Raw genomic sequence first — 18,345 nt, forward strand, 5'->3', positions numbered from 1 at the left:
GACGCCCTGAGCTCAGGCGGTCTTCGACGCCCTGGGGCGCGTCGACTTCGTCCTCTGGTCGTCGGCGGATTGACCACCGTCGGCCGATCCCGCTTCGGGGTTTGGCTCGCGTGGTGCCCGGCGACCGCTTCGGGTGTACGCCCGGTAGTAGCCGCGAGGGGTCGCCGTGGCCGTGACGCCGACGAGCGCCACGCCGGCGACGGAAGCCCCGAGGCGGGAGAGCAGCTCGCTCGCTCGCCGCGCCGCCTCCGCGGTCGTCACCCCTGCACGGCAGACAACGAGCACCTCGTCGATGCGAGGGATCAGCGGGCTCGTGTCGTCGGTTGCGAGGAGCGGCGGGCTGTCGATCAGGACCACGTCCGCGAGGTTCCGCGCCTGGTCGACGAGCTCCGCTCCGTGATGGCTCAACAGCTCGCCGGGGTTCGAGACCGCCTCGCCGCTCGGCGCGATCCTGACGTCGGGCGTCGACGTAGTGCGCACGATATCGACGAGTCGCATCTCATCTTCGCCCGCGAGCAATTCGCTGACCCCGGGACCCTCCTCGACCCCGAGGTACGTGTCGACCATCGGCCGCCGCAGATCACCCGACACCACCAGGACGTACTTGCCCGACTCGGCGAAGGCGACGGCCAGGTTCGCCACCGACGTGGACTTGCCCTCGCCAACCCCTGGCGACACCACGAGCAGGGTGTGCGAAAGACGCGCTGGTGACGGCTCCTCAACGCGCGCGTCCTTGCGGCGACGGCGCGGGGTTGTCGCTTCGTTCAGCGACCAGCGAACGCGGGGGCCGAAGATGAGCGCTGTGCGGAGGGTGCGGTAGGCCTCGGCACCGGGCGATTCGGGCTCGGTGATCGAGATCACGTCGTGGCGGTCCCGGCGCGCACGCGAGAGCAGCGGGATCTCGGCGATCACCGGGAGGCCGAACGCCTCCTCCGCCTCCTCCTTGGTGCGGATCCGGGTGTCGAACCGCATGAGCGCGAGCGCGAGACCGGCGCCGATCAGGAGACTGACGAAGCCGGCGAGCGCGAAGCTGGTGGTCCGACTCGCGCCGCCGCCCGCCGCGACGACCGCCCGTGCCGGCGCGACGGTGGACAGGCCCGAGCTAGGAGCGGGGCCGGTAGTCAGCTCCTGCAGTAAAGCGAGGTTTGCGGAGTACCGCTGGCCCAGCGCCTCGCGCTGGCCGCCCAGCACCCCACCCTCCGTGTTAGCGCCGATCGACCTGTCCAACGCCGCGAGCTGCCTCTCCAGGTCGTCCACCTCGACCTGGAGCCGCTCGACCTCCAGCTCTCGCTCGGAGGCAGCCTGCTCGTCGAGGCTCGCGACGACTTCGTGGGCGAACGTGTTCGCAAGCCGTTCCGTTCGTTGCGCGTCGGCACCGGTCGCGGTGATCGACAACGTGCGGAGCTCAGCGTTGACCGCCGCGCTCACTCGACGGGCGAGCGCGATCGGGTCGGTCGACCCGAGCTGCTCCGCGACTCGATCCGGGATCGAGCCGCGGGTCGTCAGGAAGGCAATCCGGTTGAGGGTCACCGCCGGGTCGGCGGCATCCTCCCCCTGCACGTCGGGCGCGAAGAGCATGTCTTGGGTCGCCGTGTACGTCGTCGTGTTCTGGGAACCGACGAGGGTGACGACGCCGACCCCGACCACGACCGAGGCGACGATCACCCACCACCACTGCCGTAGTGCCCTCAGATACTCGATGGGTTCCACTGCTTGCTCCGTTCGGTGACCGTGAGATCGATGACGAGATCGGGTTCGAGCACTGCGTCGGCACCATTGGCGAGCGACACGACCTTGCGCGCCGTGGCTTCGTCGTCGCGAGCGACGGCCCAGGTCAACTCCTCAAGGGTCTCATCGAGAAGACTATCTGAGAGAATTCGCGGTTCGTGACGCACGATCGACTCGTGCGGGGTCGGCTCGCAGCGCTCATCCGGCGCGCGGAGCTCCTCGGTGAGCTTCTCGCCTGGTCGGGCCCCGACGATGTCGATCTCGATCTCCTCACCGACGCTGAACCCCGACAGCATGATCATCCGCTGGGCGAGCGCCAGGATATTGACCGGCTCGCCCATCTCGAGCATGAACACCTCGCCGCTGCCGGTCGCGAACACGGCAGCCTGCAGCACGAGCTGCACCGCCTCTTCGATGCTCATGAAGTAACGGGTCATCTCGGGGTCGGTCACGGTAACGGGACCCCCTGCGGCGATCTGCCGCGAGAACGTGGGGATGACGCTGCCCCGGCTGCCGACCACGTTCCCGAACCGGACCGCACAATGCGGCGTCGACTCCGAGGCACACGCGAGCACGAGTTGCTCGGCCAGCCACTTCGACGCGCCCATCACGCTCGTCGGGCGCACGGCCTTGTCGGTGGAGATGAAGACCAGCCGTTGTACACCGACCCGTGCGGCGGCCTTCAGCACGGTGTCCGTCCCCAACACGTTGGTCTCGATCGCCTCGCAGGCATGGTCCTCGAGTACGGGTACGTGCTTCAGCGCGGCGGCATGGAAGACGACCTCGGGTCGGTGCCGCTCGAAGATCCGCACGAGCCGGCTAGCGGAGCGGATGTCGCAGAGCGCGGTCTCGACCGGACCGGTCAGCGACGCGGTGGCGTCGTGGAGGTGAGTTTCGTCGTTGTCGACCAGGACGAGCGACGCCGGCGAGCACTCGGCCACCTGGCGCGCCAGCTCCGCACCGATCGACCCGCCGCCGCCCGTGATCAGGACGCGCCGGCCCGCGAGCAGGCAGCGGACCGCCTCGAGGTCGGTCTTCGCCTGCTGGCGACCCATCAGGTCCTCGATCCGCAGGTCTCGGACGTCACGCAGCGAGACGCGACCCGCGATGAGGTCGCCCAGCTCGGGGACGACCTGGAGCGGCACCCCTGCTTCCTCGGCAGCGGTCGCGACCCGGCGCACGAGCTCCTGCCCCGCCGTCGGGATCGCCAACAGGGCGCGTTGGATGCGGTCACGCTCGACGACCTCGCCGAGGTCACTCGTTTCCCCGGCAATCGGCACCCCGAGGAGCGCGAGGCCTTGCTTGCGCAGGTCGTCGTCGAGGACAGCCACCGGGTTGAGGCCCGCCGCCGGCTTGCGCTGCATCTCCCGCACGATGGCGGCGCCCGCCTCACCGGCACCGATCACGAGGACGCGAAGACCCGCCGGCGTCGCCGCTCGGCGGCGGACACCGACCAGCCGTCCCTGGAATCGGTGCAGCCCGGCGAGGGCGGTTGCTACGAGAGCTCCCAAGACGAGGACCGAGACCGGGACCGGTCGTGCGTCCAGCACGAAGTACAGGGGCGCGGCGATCGCGACGACGGTCACCCCCGCGAGGAGGACGCGGCGCGCCTCCTGGACGCTCGCGTGTCGCCACATCTGGCGGTACAAACCCCAGCCCGTGTTGCTCGCGAGGTGGGCGAGCAGCGCAAACGGGAGGAAGGCGAGGAATCGCTTCCAGTAGTCGTTGGGCACCGCGCCGTCGAAGCGCAGGAGCAGCACCGCCGCATAGCTTGTCGCAATGAGCACCGCGTCGAGCGCGTAGAGCCTGAGGTGGGTGCGGGTGCGCGCTCGGCTCACGCCGCGCTTGATCCAGCGACGCCCTCGCACGACCCGCTCGTTGACGGAATCCCGCCACCGAAGCCCCACTGTTGGCCTCCCAGCCATTCCGCTTCCAGGCCAACCTGGCCTGCCCCTCTCCGCCCGCTGCCCAGCGACCGCAGAGGAGCCCACGTTATCTGCTGCCACGGAGCGTGGCAAGGTGCCTGGGTGAAGTGTTCACGACGTGCTTGCCTGCCACGCTCAGTGGCCAAGGAACCTGTTCGAGTGGCCGAAACACTCATCGAGGGAGAGGCTTTCGCTCTCCATCGTGCGGTGGCCGCCGCGGATGAGTGATCCGTTCTCGGCCGCGCTCCCGATTGGTGCGACGACTCCATCAGTAGCCGCCGAGGACGCCCAGCTTCCTGCCGTAGTCGAGCGCTCGTCCGAAGAGCCAGAGCGCGATGGGGTACACGACGACGAGGAACACCAGCAGGAGAATCACAGCCTCGAGCGCAGACGGTCCGGTGACCAGATCCCCGCCCGGCATGAGCACCTTGCGCGTGGCGGCGAGAACGTACGTGAGCGGGAAGAAGTACGAGAGCACGCGGACAGGCTCCGGGAGGACGCTGATCGGAAAGAGCACGCCCGAGAGCACGGTTCCTGCGATCAGGTACAGGCCCAAGATCGGGTCGGATCGCTTGGACAGCACCCTGACACTGGCCGCGAGCACGCCGATCGCGTGCGACGCTGCAATCCCCATAATGAGGATGAAGATCGCTGCAGGCAGGCCGCTGACGTCGACGTTGATGCCGAGCGCGACTGCGACCACTGCGGCCACGCTGACGTTCATGAATGACTGCACGATCGGCCAGCCGACGATCCCGAAGGGGAGCAAGCGCCAGCTCACGGGCTCCACAAGGAGGGTCTCGAACGTACCAGTTTGGACATATCCGTCGACTCTCGAACCGAACGACTGGAGCGCCCCACTCATCGCCATCTGGCCAACCATCCCGATCACGGCGAAAGTGAAGTAGTCGCCGCCGACCACGGGCCCTGAAGCCACCAGTTGGCCGACGAAGTAATAGATGATCGGGCTGATGGCCGCTGTCAGCCATACCATCACGACCGCCAGTGGGTAGGCCATCGCTTCCATGTAGCCCATCCACAAGAACGCGCCGAATACTTGGGCACCTCGTCGTACGCGGGCCGCGGGAGAACTAGGGCGACGCATCGTGCTCCCGTTCTGCCCCGCGTGAGTCGGTGATGAGTTTGCTGAGAAGATCGCGGAGGGGCATCCGCGCTGCATTGACCGAGGAGACGTCGGCGACCAGTCGGTCGAGGTGCAACAGCAGATCCCCCAAGTGGTCGGGTGTCACGACCGTGAGCGCGATGTCGCTCACTGACTCCAACTCGATCCCAGGCAGCCTGATCAGCACGTCACGCGCCTCGAGCGCAGCGCCTTCGCGCTTGAATTCGATCGTCAGGCGAGGTTGCTCCCAGACGCTTCGGAGGGCATCGAGATCACCCCAGTGGACGACCTTGCCCAGATCGAGGAACAGCACGTTGTCGTGCAAGGCGTCGATCTCCTCCAATCGGTGCGAGCTGAGGAGCACCGCTAGCTTCAGCTCGCGTGTCAACTCTTCGATCAGATTGAGCAGCTGGTGAGCCCCAATCGGGTCGATCGAACCGGTCGGCTCGTCGAGGATCAACACACGCGGATGATGGAGGAGTGCGCGTGCGAGCTGGAGCCGAGCGCGCATGCCGGTGGAGAGGGCGTGCCCAGCGCGATCGCGGGCGTGGCTCAGTCCGACCATTTCGAGCGTCTCATCGATGCGCCGCTCGAGCTTCGATGCCGGAACTCCCTGAAGCTTCCCGTGAAACGCGAGGTTCTGCCAGCACGTGTGGCGGAGAAACAAGCTTCGGTCGTCGGCGGGCATGAAGCCCACCTGAGCGCGGATCCGGCGCGATTCGCGCGACACATCATGGCCGACAACTGTCGCGTGGCCGGTTGTCGGCGTTGTGAGCCCCATCAGAACCCGGAAGAGTGTCGACTTGCCCGCTCCGTTGGGACCGACCACTGCGCACACTTCGCCGGGTCCTACGGAAAGCGAGACACCGTCCAGTGCACGCACCGGCGAATCGATTGCGGAGCGCAGCAGAAAGCGCATCCAGAGAGGTGACGGTTCGTAGATTTTGGTGAGGTCGTGGACCTGGACAACCGCTTCGCCGGTCACAGCGACTCCCGACTTGGCAACAACTGATGGAACCTCCGCCGGGCTGTATTCAGCACTGCGTGCGGACCGGCAAACGCTCGGCGCGAGTCAGAAAGCGTATCCGACTCGGACCTTCCCCGAACAGCATGGGAAGCGGGTGCCAGCCTTGCTGGTTCTTGCTTGCGCAAACAGCCGCGTGCAGAGTGCGCGCTGCCTCTCATCCGCTCGGAGCAACCTACACTCCCACCATCGTACAAACGCCGTTCGAGATCCTATTGATCTGCACGGGCAACATCTGCCGCTCGGTCATGGCACAGTCCATGCTCGAGGCCCGGGCCGCGGCGTTCAGTGTCGAGGTGCGCCTCGTCTCGGCGGGGCTCACGGCAGAAGGAGTCGCTCCGCCTCGACATGCCGTGGCCCTGATGCGCAAGCGGGGCCTCGACATCACGGGACACCGAAGCCGGCGGCTCACGGCGACGATGATCGACGAGGCGGATCTCGTCCTCGGAGCGGCGCGCATGCACGCATGGGAGGCCGTCGCGCTGCGGCCGTCGGCGGTCCAGCGCGTCTTCACACTCCGGGAGTTCGTGCGCCTCGGGGAGGCAGCCGGCACACGGGATGGGCTGGAGTCGCTCGACGCATGGATCGACCGTGCGCATCGCGTTCGGCGTCGGGTCGATGGACTCGATCGTGACGACGACATCGAGGATCCGTACCGCCGAAGCCGACAGAAATATGCCCGGGTTGCTGCCGAGATCGACAGCCTCGTCGACCGGCTGGCAGACCTGCTGTTCCCGTTCCTCGGCTCGCACGCGGTGCGCGCAACGGGAGGGCCCGCGACAAGCCAACGCCAACGCCCACCCCCTGCTCAACGGAGTCCCGCTAGCTAGAACAGTTCCACGTCGCCGAGAGCGAGCGCCCAGTCGCGCTGCGGCGGCGGTTCCGCGGCATCCGCCAACGGGCGGTAGACGAGGACCGGCCCCTGTCGCGGGAGCGGCACGAACCCGGCGCGTGTCTCGGTCCGGAGCCGAACGGCGTAGTCGGCGCCGGACTCCCGCAGGACCCGCCGAGCGAGGGACGCGCTGAGTCGGCGATCGGCTCCGGGCACGAGCTGGTCGGTGATCGCCGCCTCCGTCGCGGTACCGCGCCGTCGGAGGCGGAACACGATCGCCCCGTCCTCGAGCTCCCGCCCAGCGAGCAGCACGCGGTAACCGAGCAGTCCGAAGCCGTAGCGCCAAGCGAGGAACTCCGCGCTTCGATGGGTCACGAGCCCGTGAGGCGATTCCAGCGTGCCGAGAAGCTCCGTGGTGGCGGCCCGGTTGCCGAACGCGTCGGCGGCGGCCAGTCCCGCGTCGCACGGGAGCGACCACTTCTCGGCCGCGGTGCGCGCTCGGAGCAGTCGCGCGAGCGAGCCGGCCGATCGTGGGCGCATCTCGACGGGGAGGCGGCCCACCGTGCGCCAGCCCATCTTCAGGTATCCCGGCAGGCTCCGCTCGTTCGGCGTGTTGAACACGAACGCGTGCCCCCGCGCTCGCAGATCGTCGATGGCCGCGAGCGTGAGCCGGGAGAAGACCCCGCGACCCTGGTAGTCGGGATGCGTCGCGGTGTCGACCGCCCGAACCGCGCGCAGGCGCTGCCCGTGGCGCGCGAACTCCCAGCGGAGAAAGGTGCGGTACCCCACGATGTGGCAACCGTCGGCTTCGTCGACCGCCACCCAGGCTGGCGACGGACCGAAGGGGTTCTCCGCGTGCTTCCAGGTGAAGAAACGGGCGTGGAGGTCGTCTGGAAGCCAGCCCATCGAGGCCTCGAGCAGGGCGAGCACGGCCGGGAGGTCGGCCTCGCGGCTCGGCCTGATCGTCAGCGGGTGCTCCAGATCCGACACCTCGCTCCTTCCTCCGCCCGACCTCGGTACGCACGCATCCCGCCGGCGCGGCGACGCGACTACCGTTCCGCACGGCACACATTCAAAGGCGCCGCGCGCGCGGGGTCGTGCCGGATGGGCATGGTACCGATGAAACAGAAGGGCCGAGTGCTGGCGCTACGCGCCGTGAAGGTCACCGCGGCTGCCGCAGACTTTGTGCTGCCCCGCCACCGCGGCGTCGTGTTCCTGATCTACCACCGGGTCGGCGGCGGGTCCGGCCTCGAGATCGACCTCTCGCCGGCGACGTTCGAGCGGCAGATGGAGTTTCTCGCGGAGCGGCGGCGCGCGGTCACCGTCGACCAGGCCTTGCGCGCCCTCGCGTCGAGCACTCCTCCCGCCGAGGACCCGGTGGTCGTGACCTTCGACGACGGCACGGCAGACTTTGCCGACCACGCGCTCCCGATCCTCGACCGCCATCGCGTGCCGACGATGCTCTACGTAGCGACCGACTTCGTGGAACGGCAGCGACCGTTCCCCCACGACGGCCGGCCGCTCACCTGGAGCGCGCTGCGTGACGCAGTGGCGACCGGCGTGGTCTCGGTCGGCTCGCACACGCACACCCATGCAGTCCTCGACCGAGTGGACGCGACCGACGTCGACGGCGAGCTCGACCGCTCGATCGGCCTCATCGGAGACCGGCTCGGCACAGAGGCGGCGCACTTCGCCTATCCGAAGGGTGTGCCCGGATCGGCCGCAGCCGACGCCGCGGTGCGGCGACGCTTTCGCTCGGCCGCACTCGGCATCATCCGTAGCAATCGCTACGGTGCCACGGATCCCTACGGGCTTGCCCGCACGCCGATCCAGTCGTCCGATGGGATGCGCTGGTTCACGCGCAAGGTCGCCGGCGGGATGACCGTCGAGGGAACGCTGCGACGGGCGATGAACGCTCGGCGCTACGCCGACGCCACCACCTGACGGGCTCTGATGCGCGTACAGGGACCCGCGATCCTCGGTGGCGAACCCGCGTTCCCGGACGGCCTGCCGTTCTCGCGTCCGGCACTGCCTCCCCTCGAGCACGTGATGGAGCGCCTGCGCGGGTCGTACGACGAGGGCGTCCTCACGAACGGCCCACTCGTGCGCGAGCTCGAGGATCGGATCGCCGAGCGGCTCGAGGTCCCGCACGTCGTCGCGGTGGCGTCGTGCACCGCGGGGCTCATGCTCGCGCTACGAGTGCTGGCGCCGAGCGGCCGCGACGTCGTCCTCCCGAGCTTCACGTTCTCGGCATCCGCCCACGCCGTGGCGTGGAACGGCCTGCGACCGCGGTTCGCAGAGTGCGACCCGGACACGTTCCAGCTCGACGCGGCCGACGCCGAGCGCCGGATCGACGGGTGCGGTGTGCTGCTGCCGACGCACGTCTTCGGAGCACCGTGCACACCGGAGCGGTTCGAGGCGCTGGCCGACGCCGCTGGCGTACGGCTCGTCTTCGATGCAGCACACGCGCTCGGCGCCGTTCGCCACGGGCGCCCGGTCGGGGCATTCGGCGACGCCGAGGTGTTCAGCCTCACGCCCACCAAGCCGCTCGTGGCCGGCGAAGGAGGCCTCGTCGCCACCCGACACGAGGACGTGGCGGAGCACCTCCGTTGGGGTCGAGACTACGGCAACCCGGGTGACTACGACACTCGCTTCGTCGGACTCAACGCCCGCATGTCAGAGCTCCACGCGGCGCTCGCACTCGAGGGGCTCGCCTCGTTCGACGACCATCTCGCACGACGTCGTGCGATCGCCGCCCGGTACCGCAGTGCACTCGCGGAGGTACCCGGTGTGCACGTGCAGGCCGTCGACCCCGAGGATGACGTGACCTACAAGGACTTCACGATCGCGCTGGACGCAGACGCGTTCGGGCTCGATCGCGATCGGGTCGTGGCCGCGTTGCACGCCGAGGGCGTCGACACCCGCACGTACTTCTGGCCGCCGATACACCTGCAGCAGTCGTATGCCAACTCGGTTGACCGCGAGCTGCCAGTGACGACATGCGTCGCGCGGTCGGTCATCAGCCTCCCGATCTACCCCGACCTCGAGGAGTCGGCTGTGGACGAGATCGCGCGCTGTATCAAGTCGTTGCACCTCCACTCGGAGGACGCTGCGGCATTCGGATCGTGAGGATCGGGGGATGAGCGATCCCGGCGCGGACCTGGCACACTTCGGAGGGCGGCCGGCGTTCGCGGAGCCAGTCCATGTCGGCCGACCCAACATCGGCGACCGCCGGGCGCTCCAAGCTCGGCTGGACGACATCCTCGACCGGCGTTGGCTCACGAACGCCGGCCGCTACGTGCGCGAGTTCGAGGATCGGCTTGCGCGCCTCCTCGGCGTGTCGCACTGCATCGCCACCTGCAACGGCACCGTGGCCCTGGAACTGGTGACGAGGGCGCTCGGTCTCGAGGGCGAGGTCATCCTCCCGTCGTTCACCTTCGTGGCGACGGCTCACGCCCTCCAGTGGCAGCAGATCACGCCGGTGTTCTGCGACGTGGACCCGACAACTCACAACCTCGACCCCAAGCGGGTCGAGGAGATGATCACGCCTCGCACGACCGGAATCATCGGCGTGCACGTGTGGGGGCGGCCGTGCGACACCGACGCGCTGTCCGAGATCGCCCACCGCCGGGGCCTACGGCTGCTCTTCGATGCCGCGCACGCCCTCGGCTGCTCGAGCGGCGGGACGCCGGTCGGTGGCTTCGGGGAGGCAGAGGTCTTCAGCTTCCACGCCACCAAGATCGTCAACGCGTTCGAGGGCGGTGCCGTCGCGACGAACGACGAGGAGCTGGCCGGCGAGCTGCGGCTGATGAAGAACTTCGGTTTCTCGGGTTACGACGACGTCACCTACATCGGCACGAACGGCAAGATGAACGAGGCCTCGGCGGCGATGGGGGTCACCTCCCTCGAGTCCTTCGAGCACTTCCGCGCCGTCAACCTCGGCCACTACGAGCACTATCGCGATCGGCTGGGCGGGATCGATGGAGTCGACGTTGTGGAGCATCCGACGGGTGGGGCCGACCAAGCGAACTACCACTATGTCGTGCTCGAGCTGGACGAGAGCCGGCTCGGCATCAGCCGCGACATGGTCATGGAGCTCTTGCGGGCGGAGAACATCCTGGCTCGGCGCTACTTCTACCCCGGCTGTCACCGAATGGAGCCGTACCGCTCGCTGTTCCCGCACGCGGGGCTGCTGGTGCCCGAGACCGAACAGCTCGTGCGGCGCGTCCTGTGCCTGCCGACCGGGGAGTCGCTGAGCGAGACCGACATCGACCGGATCTGCGACCGCGTCTCGACCATCGCTGCGAACGGCTCAGCAATCGCCGCCCGGCTTGCCTCGTGAGCGCGCTCAGCGCATCTGGACCGGCCTGAGACGGGCAGGGGCCCTCTCTCGACCATCAAAACGCCGAGCGCGCCCTGGTTCGCGTAGGGTTCGTTCACCGTGGGTGTCAAGCGGGGCCGAGACTGCACGGCTTGTCCCATCGGCTTCATCGGGAGGGTGACGCAGTGACGAGACTCTCTTCATCTGCGACGCGCCCGCGGGCCGTGGCGCTCGCGGCAACGCTCACCCGGCCGGTGCGATGGCGAATCGATGAGTACTCGCGGGTCGGTCCGCTGGTGCGAGGGCACGAGCGCCTCCGCGAACGGCTCGAGCGCCGTGAGGAGCGGCGACTCCTGGCACTGGCGCGTGCCGCGTCGGAGGACATTCGCTCGGCGCAGGAGCGTGAGCCGCTCGTCACGGTCCGCGTCGTCACCTACGACCGCGGTCCCCTGATCGTCGAGCGGGCGCTGTCGTCGATCCTGCGTCAAACCTACGAACGTCTCGAGATCCTGGTGGTTGGCGACTGTTGTGACGAGGTCACTGAGCGCGCAGTGCGTTCGGTGCGTGACCCTCGAGTGCGGTTCGTGAACCTCCCGGTGCGCGGCTCGTACCCGGCCGACCGGCGGCTCCGCTGGATGGTCGCCGGTGCTGCACCGGCGAACGTCGCTCTCGACCTCGCGCGAGGCGCATGGATCGCGCCCTGTGACGACGACGACGAGCTCACCGGCGACCATGTCGAGGTGCTTCTGAGCAAGGCCCTGGACGACCGGCTCGAGCTGGTACACAGCAACGCGCTCATGGAAGCGACTCCGGGTTCGTGGTGGGTCAGTGGGGGTCCGAAACTCGCCGAAGGCGTGGCCCACGGGTCGATCCTCTACTCGAGCAGCCTCCGGTTCATGCGTTACTCGATGACGAGCTGGAAGAGGGCCGAGCCGGGCGACTGGAACCTCTGGCGGCGGATGCAGGCGATCGGCGTCCACAGCGGGTACCTCGACCGCATCACCTACGTCCACTACAAGGGCGTCTACAAGACGCCGGAGCTCGCGCAACTCCCCCCCACGCCGTCTCCGCTCGACGATGGCCGCGTGCCCGATTGGGCGGAGAAGGCCCCCACCGACCGACACGCCGCCCTTGCTCAACCGGCGGAGTTGGCGGGATCGTCCATGTCAGCAAGCAAGGGCACGGTCAGCACATGACCGCAAGGGGTACGACCTCTCGCTCCTCACGTCCGCCCCGACGGCGGGCCTAAGTCCGAAGCCCTGGATCCATCTCCACACCAGCCTTGGCACCGTCGGGTCACGTGGTCGCGCCCTGCCGGCTGGTGGCCGCGGACGGCACGGGCGAGGTACGGCTACACTTTTTCACCATGACTATAGGGATAATGCAGCCCTATTTCTTCCCCTATATAGGCTATTTTCAGCTGGTGAGAGCGGTCGATGCCTTCGTCATCTATGACAATATTCAATATTCCAAACGGGGATGGATAAATCGGAACCGCTACTTGCAAAACGGCAAGGACGCCTTTTTTACATTACCGCTCAAGAGCGATTCCGACGTGTTGAATATCAGCGAGAGATACCTCGCAGCATCTTTCGAGCTGGACAAGGAAAAGCTGAAGAGAAGAATCGAGGCAGCGTACCAAAAGGCACCAAACTTTGAACAGGCCTACTCTCTCTTCGCCGGATGCTTGGATTTCCCGAATCACAATCTCTTTGATTTCTTACTCAATTCCCTCCGTTGTATCAATGACTACCTAGCAATAGATACGAAGTTGGTGATTTCATCAGAGATAGACCAGGGGCCGCGCCTCCGTGGGCAGCAGCGAGTCATTGCTCTTTGCAAGACCCTCGATGCCGGGGGTTACATGAATCCAATTGGTGGACTTCACTTGTACGACAAGCACGCGTTCCGTCAAGAAGGCATACACCTCTCGTTCATCGAAACGCGAGGTGTTGTGTACCGACAGTTTGAGAATGCATTTGTTCCCAACCTTTCAATCCTGGACGTGCTGATGTTCAATGAGATCGAACAGGTACACGAGATGCTGAAGAGATACGAACTCCGGTGAACATTGCATTCTATGTCTCTGGTAAAGCAGGGAGACTCAAGAAAATTCTCGAGCACGGCAGCGAAGAATTGATCAAGAGCACCAAGTTGATATTTTCTGACGATCGTCAGAATTCCTTCTTAGAGAAGCCTGCACTGGGATTGGCAATCGAGTACCACTGCTTGGATTATCAGGCCATACGTAGAACGGATCGATCAAGGAACTTGATCTTGTCGGACGAGCTCTTAGAACTGTTGAGGCGCCACAGTGTGGAGTACTGCTTTTCCTTTGGCGACCATCTGCTGAAGGGAGAGATTCTGAACGAATACAAGTATAGGCTCATCAACTTTCATCCCTCCATATTGCCGATGTTTCCCGGAAGGTTGTCCGTAGATCAGGCGGTTGACGCCGGGAGTAATCTCCTTGGTAACACTGCCCACTTTATCGGTCCCGGAGTCGATGATGGGCCGATCATCATGCAGCATGTAGTCTCCGCCAAAGTCTTCGAAGGCGACTACGACAGCATCCTGGATCAGCAGGTTGTCATGCTCGAGCAGATATTTGCGTGGCTGCGATCCGGTCGTCTCAGCGTGAACGATGATGAAGTTACGGTCTTCGGGGCGAACTATCAGGGATCAGCGTTCTTCCCGGAGCTTGAAACCGAGGAGTAAGACAAGGCATTCGATCGTCGCTTGCCGGCTCGACGATCACGACGAGGGCACCGGACGCGCCTTGCGAGCCCTTGTCCGCTGGACACCGACCTTGTACCAACCGTACGGGTACCGCAACCAACCCACACCGGCGGCGCGCATGCGGATCGGCGGCCAGCCGCCGCCAGTCACCAGCCGGCGTGGCGCGAACAACTGGCCCACGATGCCGAGCGCGCTCGACGGCCCCGTCTTGGGGCGGTAGCCCCTCCGGCGGCGCCCTGCGTCGTACACGGGGAGCTGCTCGAAGAAGCGGATCTCGGCCGTCGAGGGCCGAAAGAGCATCCGAGCGTGGTACCCGGCGGCGAGGTCTACCAGCTCTTCGTCGTCGAGGGGACTCCGCGCCAGCTCTCGGCAAAGAAGACGGAAACGCCGCTCGATGCGGTGCTGCACGGGCGCGACATACTGCTCGTACGCCGCACGCTCCTCCGGGATGTCTTCGAGGACCGGAACCGCGCCTTCGTCACGCCACTCGTAGCCGCGCACGCTCCCGTGGTCGGCCGAGAGCAGGGCCTCGAAAATCGTCTTGAAGTGGGCGAAGACCTCCAGGTGCGCGGACCGCCAGGGCCAGTTGTGGAACAAGATCCCCTGCTTGGACTCCAGGGCCTCCGGAGGAGCGGCGACAAGCAGCCCCAGGTAGTGCCCTCTGAGCGCGACTCGTGAGCCGGGAACGAGGACGCGCGCGAGCCGATCTTGGGTGGTTCCCTTCCAACCCACGTCGACGAGGTGCACAACCGGGCGCGCCGACCAATCGACGCTCTTGTCGAGGTACTCGAGGAGCGCTTCTCTCTGCTCGACCCGACGTTGCTCGTACTCCTCGGCGAAGGCCGCGTGTGCGAGGACCGCGTCGAGGTCAAGAGACGTCGAGCCCGCGGGGTCACCGGTCATGGCGGTGGCCAAGCGCTCGAGCGACGCGGCGTCGAAGCCCAGCGTCTCAAGGAACTCCCCGACGGTCAGGCCGGGTCTCCTCTCGCGGACTGCCTCGAACTCCTCGTGGGGGAGCGGCGGGAGCGACGGCAGATAGGTGGCCCGGCGCGAGACCATGAGGTAGCTCTGCGTGATCCGCATGGAGCCGGGCAGCGCGGTCTCCTCCTCGTAGGCAGCGAGGAGCCGAGAGAGGAACTGGCCCTCGCGAGCCAGGAAGAGGGCTTCGCGCGCACCCTCGGCCCGGAGCCGCCGGTGCAGGCGGCGAACGAAGGTGTAGAGGGTGAGCCCCATCGCCGGGAACAGGTCCGCTTCGTCGGCTGGCCGAAGCAGGCCGTCGAGTTGGCGCTCGACGTCCCTGGCCACCTCGTCGGCTCCAGCGTCCTTCCGCCGCTCCCACGTTCCCTGCGTCACGAGGTGTGACCTCATCCCGGCCTCCCTGGCGCGTCGCCCGTCCGAGATGGGGTTGTCCCCGACGACCAAGACGTCCTGTGGGTCGACGCCGACACGCTTCGCGACGAGCTCGAACAGCGCCCCGCTCTTCTTGGTGCGGCCATGCTCGCACGAGACGAACACGTCGCCGAAGAGATCGGTCAACCCGTGGTGCTCGAGGAACCGGCCGAAGTGGGGCTGCGGGATGTAGAAGTCGGAGACGAGCACCAGCTCCGCACCGTTGGGTCGCTGGCGGAGCGCCTTTACGAGGGCGACGTCGACTCGCTGCACCAGGAGGTCCGATTCCACCTCGGCGTCGATCATCAGCGTCGCGAGGCCCTCGGTCGAGTACTCGGCGGTTCGCGAACCACGGCCCGATCGCGCCACGACCTCCGCGAGCTCGTCGGCGAGGTCGTCGAGTCGGAAGTCGGCGTCGAGACCCTGTTCGAGCGCCCGGTTGCAGAGCCTGCGCTCAACCTCGATGCGTGTTCGGTACAGGTCGATGGGGTCGACATCGAGGTCGAGCTGCTCCACCAGCCGGCGCCCGGCCAGCAGCTTCACGTACCAAGGAGGGACGGTGCGCGTGACGACGGTGCCGAAGTAGTCGACAAGGACGACCCGCGGCTTGGCGCCTTCGAGCACCCGGTGCAGGTTCCGAACCGCCAAGCGGCGAGGAAGCCGCCGCTGAGCGGGCTCGACGAGCCGTTCCCTCAGGAGCGAAGCGACCGACCTGCCTACCGGGACAGAACCCAAGAATCGGTCGACATCACCCGGGTGATCCGCCGCGAGAGTCCGACGCGTTCCGCACCCCGGAGGCTTCCATGGCCAACCAGCCTAGTTGTAGATCCCAGGCACGTTGGTCAGGCGGGCGGGGAGCCGCGTGGCCGGCCGTTGGTGTCTGAGAGCGCAGTGGGGTTGCCGTCACGCCGACGTAGGCGTCGAAGGGTTTCGAGAGCCCGCCTCGGCAGGGCACGCGCGATGCGGATACGGGCGCGCTCTCGCCAGTCCTGGCTCCGATGCGGACGCCGAGGGTCTCGTTCTGGCCAGGCTCGAGCCCGCGGCGTTGGGTCGCCTCCGCGGACCAACTCGGGCGACATCGGGGATCCGCGGAAAGCGACGAGCATCAAGCGGTCCGCATAGCGCGTGAAACCCACGGCGGTCTCGACCACGAGCGTTGTCGTGAAACCGACCTCAGCAAGCCCGCGGAGCAGAGACCGCTTCGTGAGCCAGAAACTCGCCGGGTTGTCGAGCGAGGCCCGGAGCGCGCGCTCGCGTTGCTCGGCAGTGCTAGCGGGATCGTGCTCGACGTAGGAGCGACCCCAGTAGTCGATGCCTCCGTACGAGCGCCGTTCCTTCCGGCGGAGGCTCACGTGAGTCTCGATGACGGCAAACCCGCGGCAGACATCGGCGATCCGCTCGAGGAATTGGAATACGTCTGGTGCATCAAGGTGGTAGAGGATTCCGAGACAGAGAACCACGTCGAATTGACCATGGGTCTCGGCGCTGAGACTTCGAACGTCCTCGTGGAGGAACTGCACCTCGCCGAGTTCCAGCGCGCGGGCGGCGAAGGACGCCCGCTCGAGGTTCGATCGGCGACCCTCGATACCCACGACCTCGGCACCTCGCTTCGCGAACTCAAGCCCGAAGATGCCTTCGAGGCATGCAAGGTCGAGAACACGAAGTTGATCGATGGGGCGCGGCGCAAGGTCGCTCACCACTTGCACGACACCTACCAGCCTCGCCCAGGTCGCCGAGGTGTCATCGGAGCCCTTTGTGTAGACGCCGTCGGCAACCTCGAAGTTGTGAGCATTCCATGGCCCGTGGGCGTCGGTGACCGCGCGCATCTCGCTCAACACCAATTCACGGTCCATTCCTTCAGTGCCTCCTTCGTCGCAGGGACCACGACCAAACGGGTCCCCGAAGCTCCTCGATGACGCCGTACGAATGATCTCTTGTGTGCTCCAGCCGAGCAACCCAGCGGAGCCTGATCTCTCACACCTGGTTGCCCAGGAGGCGCGCGCGCATGATGTCAGGGACCTCCCACCGGGTCGTCGTGTTTGGATCGGCACCCGGGGTCAAACCCAAGCCGTCACGACGACCGTTGGATGGTCGCCGTTCCGCGCGACCTCTTAGCTGGATGCTCTGCCCTTGCGCGCCGCGACCTCGTGATAGCTCTCCATGACGGTGCGTACTACGTTCCGCTCGTCGAAGTGCCTCAGCGCGAACTCTCGTCCACCGGCTCCGAAACGATCGCGAAGCTCCGCGTCATCTCCGAGCCGTGCGATCGCCGCGCTGAGCGCACCCGCGTCATCTACGGGGACGAGGAACCCGGTGGCAGTGTCCTCGACAACCTGACGGCACCCGCGGATGTCCGTTGCAACGATTGGCAAACCCATCGCGGCCGCCTCCATCGCGGCGCGCGGAAACCCTTCCCGGTGCGTCGCGAGCACGAAGACATCGAAGGCCGTGTAGAGACGATCGACATCGTCGCGTTGCCCGAGGAAGCAGATGCCGTCCCGGGCGGCCCGATCGAGCATCGCGCGGGGAAGGGCATCCGCCTTGTCCGGATCTTCCGGCCCCACGGCGACCAACCGGTAGCGGTCGCCGAGCGCCTCCATTGCGTCGAACAACTCCGGGTAGCCCTTCTCTGCGACCAGACGTCCAACCGTTCCGACGACGAGCTGCCCGGGTCGGATGCTGAGCTCGCGTCGTGTCGACTCACGGTCTGCATCGCTGAATCGCGCGGGATCGAAGCGCGTGAGGTCCACACCGTTTCCGAGCAGACGGGCCCGCTTCCTCGGCGTGATTCGCCAGCGAAGCATGAGCTCGAGATCCTCTGCGTTCTGTACGAGCTCGACGTCGGAGAACCGTGCCGCAATCGCCTCGAGCACGTAGACGACGACGCGCTTGCGCCGGGGGTCGCGGTCGGTGGCGTACAGGCCGTGCACGGTGTTCACCACGATCGGTACGCCCGCGAGCCGCCCGAGAATCCGGCCGTACACGCCCGTTTTCGGGTTGTGCGTGTGCAGCACGTCGAGGCGCTCACGTCGAAGGATCCGCCAGAGCTCCCGCGCGGCGCGCAGGTCCGCACGCAAGTTCGCGCCCCGTGTCGAGGACGGCAGCGCGATGTGACGGATGCCGTCGCGCTCAAGCCCTTCGACCCAGGGTCCTGGCGCGCTGATCCCGACCGCTTCGCCTCCCGCGTCGACGACTGCGCGGAGCTGCGGGAAGAGCAGGAAGCGCAAGCTGCTGTCGACGGTCGTGAGATGGGCGACGCGCATT

15 protein-coding genes are annotated in these 18,345 nt (G+C 66.7%); 7 read left to right on the forward strand and 8 right to left on the reverse strand.

Going from position 1 to position 18,345, the window contains the following annotated elements; translation table 11 throughout:
• Nucleotides 1-12 precede the first annotated feature (12 nt).
• The 4 genes from WEE69_14765 to WEE69_14780 form a co-directional block, all read right to left on the reverse strand.
• Entirely contained in the window at nt 13-1,710 is a 1,698-nt protein-coding gene (locus WEE69_14765) for a P-loop NTPase (protein ID MEX1146561.1), read from the reverse strand.
• Entirely contained in the window at nt 1,689-3,596 is a 1,908-nt protein-coding gene (locus tag WEE69_14770) for a nucleoside-diphosphate sugar epimerase/dehydratase (protein ID MEX1146562.1), read from the reverse strand. Before WEE69_14770 ends, WEE69_14765 begins: the two co-directional genes overlap by 22 nt.
• Before the next feature lie 325 nt (nt 3,597-3,921).
• A complete protein-coding gene (locus WEE69_14775; GenBank protein MEX1146563.1) occupies nt 3,922-4,680 on the reverse strand; it encodes an ABC transporter permease in 759 nt (252 codons plus the stop codon).
• A 64-nt stretch (nt 4,681-4,744) separates the two neighbouring features.
• The gene (locus tag WEE69_14780) at nt 4,745-5,695 is read right to left on the reverse strand and encodes an ABC transporter ATP-binding protein (protein ID MEX1146564.1); all 951 of its coding nucleotides are present in this window, start codon (nt 5,693-5,695) and stop codon (nt 4,745-4,747) included.
• Between the two features lie 191 nt (nt 5,696-5,886).
• Here WEE69_14780 and WEE69_14785 point away from each other — a divergent pair, with 191 nt between their 5' ends.
• Nucleotides 5,887-6,630, forward strand: a complete 744-nt coding sequence (locus WEE69_14785) for a hypothetical protein (GenBank protein MEX1146565.1) — start codon at nt 5,887-5,889, stop codon at nt 6,628-6,630.
• Here the strand turns inward: WEE69_14785 and WEE69_14790 are convergent.
• Nucleotides 6,627-7,622, reverse strand: a complete 996-nt coding sequence (locus tag WEE69_14790; protein ID MEX1146566.1) for a GNAT family N-acetyltransferase — start codon at nt 7,620-7,622, stop codon at nt 6,627-6,629. The genes WEE69_14785 and WEE69_14790 overlap by 4 nt on opposite strands.
• Nucleotides 7,623-7,751: 129 nt before the next feature.
• Here WEE69_14790 and WEE69_14795 point away from each other — a divergent pair, with 129 nt between their 5' ends.
• The 6 genes from WEE69_14795 (at nt 7,752) to WEE69_14820 (ending at nt 13,671) form a co-directional block, all read left to right on the forward strand.
• Entirely contained in the window at nt 7,752-8,576 is an 825-nt protein-coding gene (locus WEE69_14795) for a polysaccharide deacetylase family protein (protein ID MEX1146567.1), read from the forward strand.
• A 9-nt stretch (nt 8,577-8,585) separates the two neighbouring features.
• A complete protein-coding gene (locus tag WEE69_14800; GenBank protein MEX1146568.1) occupies nt 8,586-9,761 on the forward strand; it encodes a DegT/DnrJ/EryC1/StrS family aminotransferase in 1,176 nt (391 codons plus the stop codon).
• Nucleotides 9,762-9,771: 10 nt separating this feature from the next.
• Nucleotides 9,772-10,974, forward strand: coding sequence for an aminotransferase class I/II-fold pyridoxal phosphate-dependent enzyme (locus WEE69_14805; GenBank protein MEX1146569.1), 1,203 nt, complete (start codon nt 9,772-9,774; stop codon nt 10,972-10,974).
• Nucleotides 10,975-11,138: 164 nt separating this feature from the next.
• A complete protein-coding gene (locus WEE69_14810; protein MEX1146570.1) occupies nt 11,139-12,149 on the forward strand; it encodes a glycosyltransferase family A protein in 1,011 nt (336 codons plus the stop codon).
• Nucleotides 12,150-12,253: 104 nt separating this feature from the next.
• A complete protein-coding gene (locus tag WEE69_14815) occupies nt 12,254-13,021 on the forward strand; it encodes a WbqC family protein (protein MEX1146571.1) in 768 nt (255 codons plus the stop codon).
• A complete protein-coding gene (locus WEE69_14820) occupies nt 13,018-13,671 on the forward strand; it encodes a formyltransferase family protein (protein ID MEX1146572.1) in 654 nt (217 codons plus the stop codon). Before WEE69_14815 ends, WEE69_14820 begins: the two co-directional genes overlap by 4 nt.
• 36 nt (nt 13,672-13,707) lie before the next feature.
• Here the strand turns inward: WEE69_14820 and WEE69_14825 are convergent, their stop codons facing one another.
• The 3 genes from WEE69_14825 to WEE69_14835 all read right to left on the reverse strand — a co-directional run bounded on the left by WEE69_14825 (nt 13,708) and on the right by WEE69_14835 (nt 18,344).
• Nucleotides 13,708-15,729, reverse strand: coding sequence for an HAD family hydrolase (locus WEE69_14825; protein ID MEX1146573.1), 2,022 nt, complete (start codon nt 15,727-15,729; stop codon nt 13,708-13,710).
• A gap of 194 nt (nt 15,730-15,923) precedes the next feature.
• On the reverse strand, nt 15,924-16,934 hold the full coding sequence (locus tag WEE69_14830) for a class I SAM-dependent methyltransferase (GenBank protein ID MEX1146574.1): 1,011 nt from the start codon (nt 16,932-16,934) through the stop codon (nt 15,924-15,926).
• A gap of 258 nt (nt 16,935-17,192) precedes the next feature.
• Nucleotides 17,193-18,344: a glycosyltransferase family 4 protein gene (locus tag WEE69_14835; GenBank protein ID MEX1146575.1), complete on the reverse strand. Its 1,152-nt coding sequence runs from the start codon at nt 18,342-18,344 to the stop codon at nt 17,193-17,195.
• Between the last annotated feature and the right edge of the window lies 1 nt (nt 18,345).

This window comes from Acidimicrobiia bacterium, assembly GCA_040881685.1.
In the GTDB taxonomy this organism is placed as follows: Bacteria; Actinomycetota; Acidimicrobiia; order IMCC26256; family PALSA-555; genus SHVJ01.

Coding starts and splice junctions, on each gene's coding strand:
- WEE69_14835 (MEX1146575.1), bottom strand. CDS start 18,344: ATGCGCGTCGCCCATCTCACGACCGTCGACAGCAGCTTGCGCTTCCTG.
- WEE69_14775 (MEX1146563.1), bottom strand. CDS start 4,680: ATGGAAGCGATGGCCTACCCACTGGCGGTCGTGATGGTATGGCTGACA.
- WEE69_14830 (MEX1146574.1), bottom strand. CDS start 16,934: ATGGACCGTGAATTGGTGTTGAGCGAGATGCGCGCGGTCACCGACGCC.
- WEE69_14805 (MEX1146569.1), top strand. CDS start 9,772: ATGAGCGATCCCGGCGCGGACCTGGCACACTTCGGAGGGCGGCCGGCG.
- WEE69_14785 (MEX1146565.1), top strand. CDS start 5,887: ATGGGAAGCGGGTGCCAGCCTTGCTGGTTCTTGCTTGCGCAAACAGCC.
- WEE69_14795 (MEX1146567.1), top strand. CDS start 7,752: ATGAAACAGAAGGGCCGAGTGCTGGCGCTACGCGCCGTGAAGGTCACC.
- WEE69_14800 (MEX1146568.1), top strand. CDS start 8,586: ATGCGCGTACAGGGACCCGCGATCCTCGGTGGCGAACCCGCGTTCCCG.
- WEE69_14780 (MEX1146564.1), bottom strand. CDS start 5,695: ATGCGCTTTCTGCTGCGCTCCGCAATCGATTCGCCGGTGCGTGCACTG.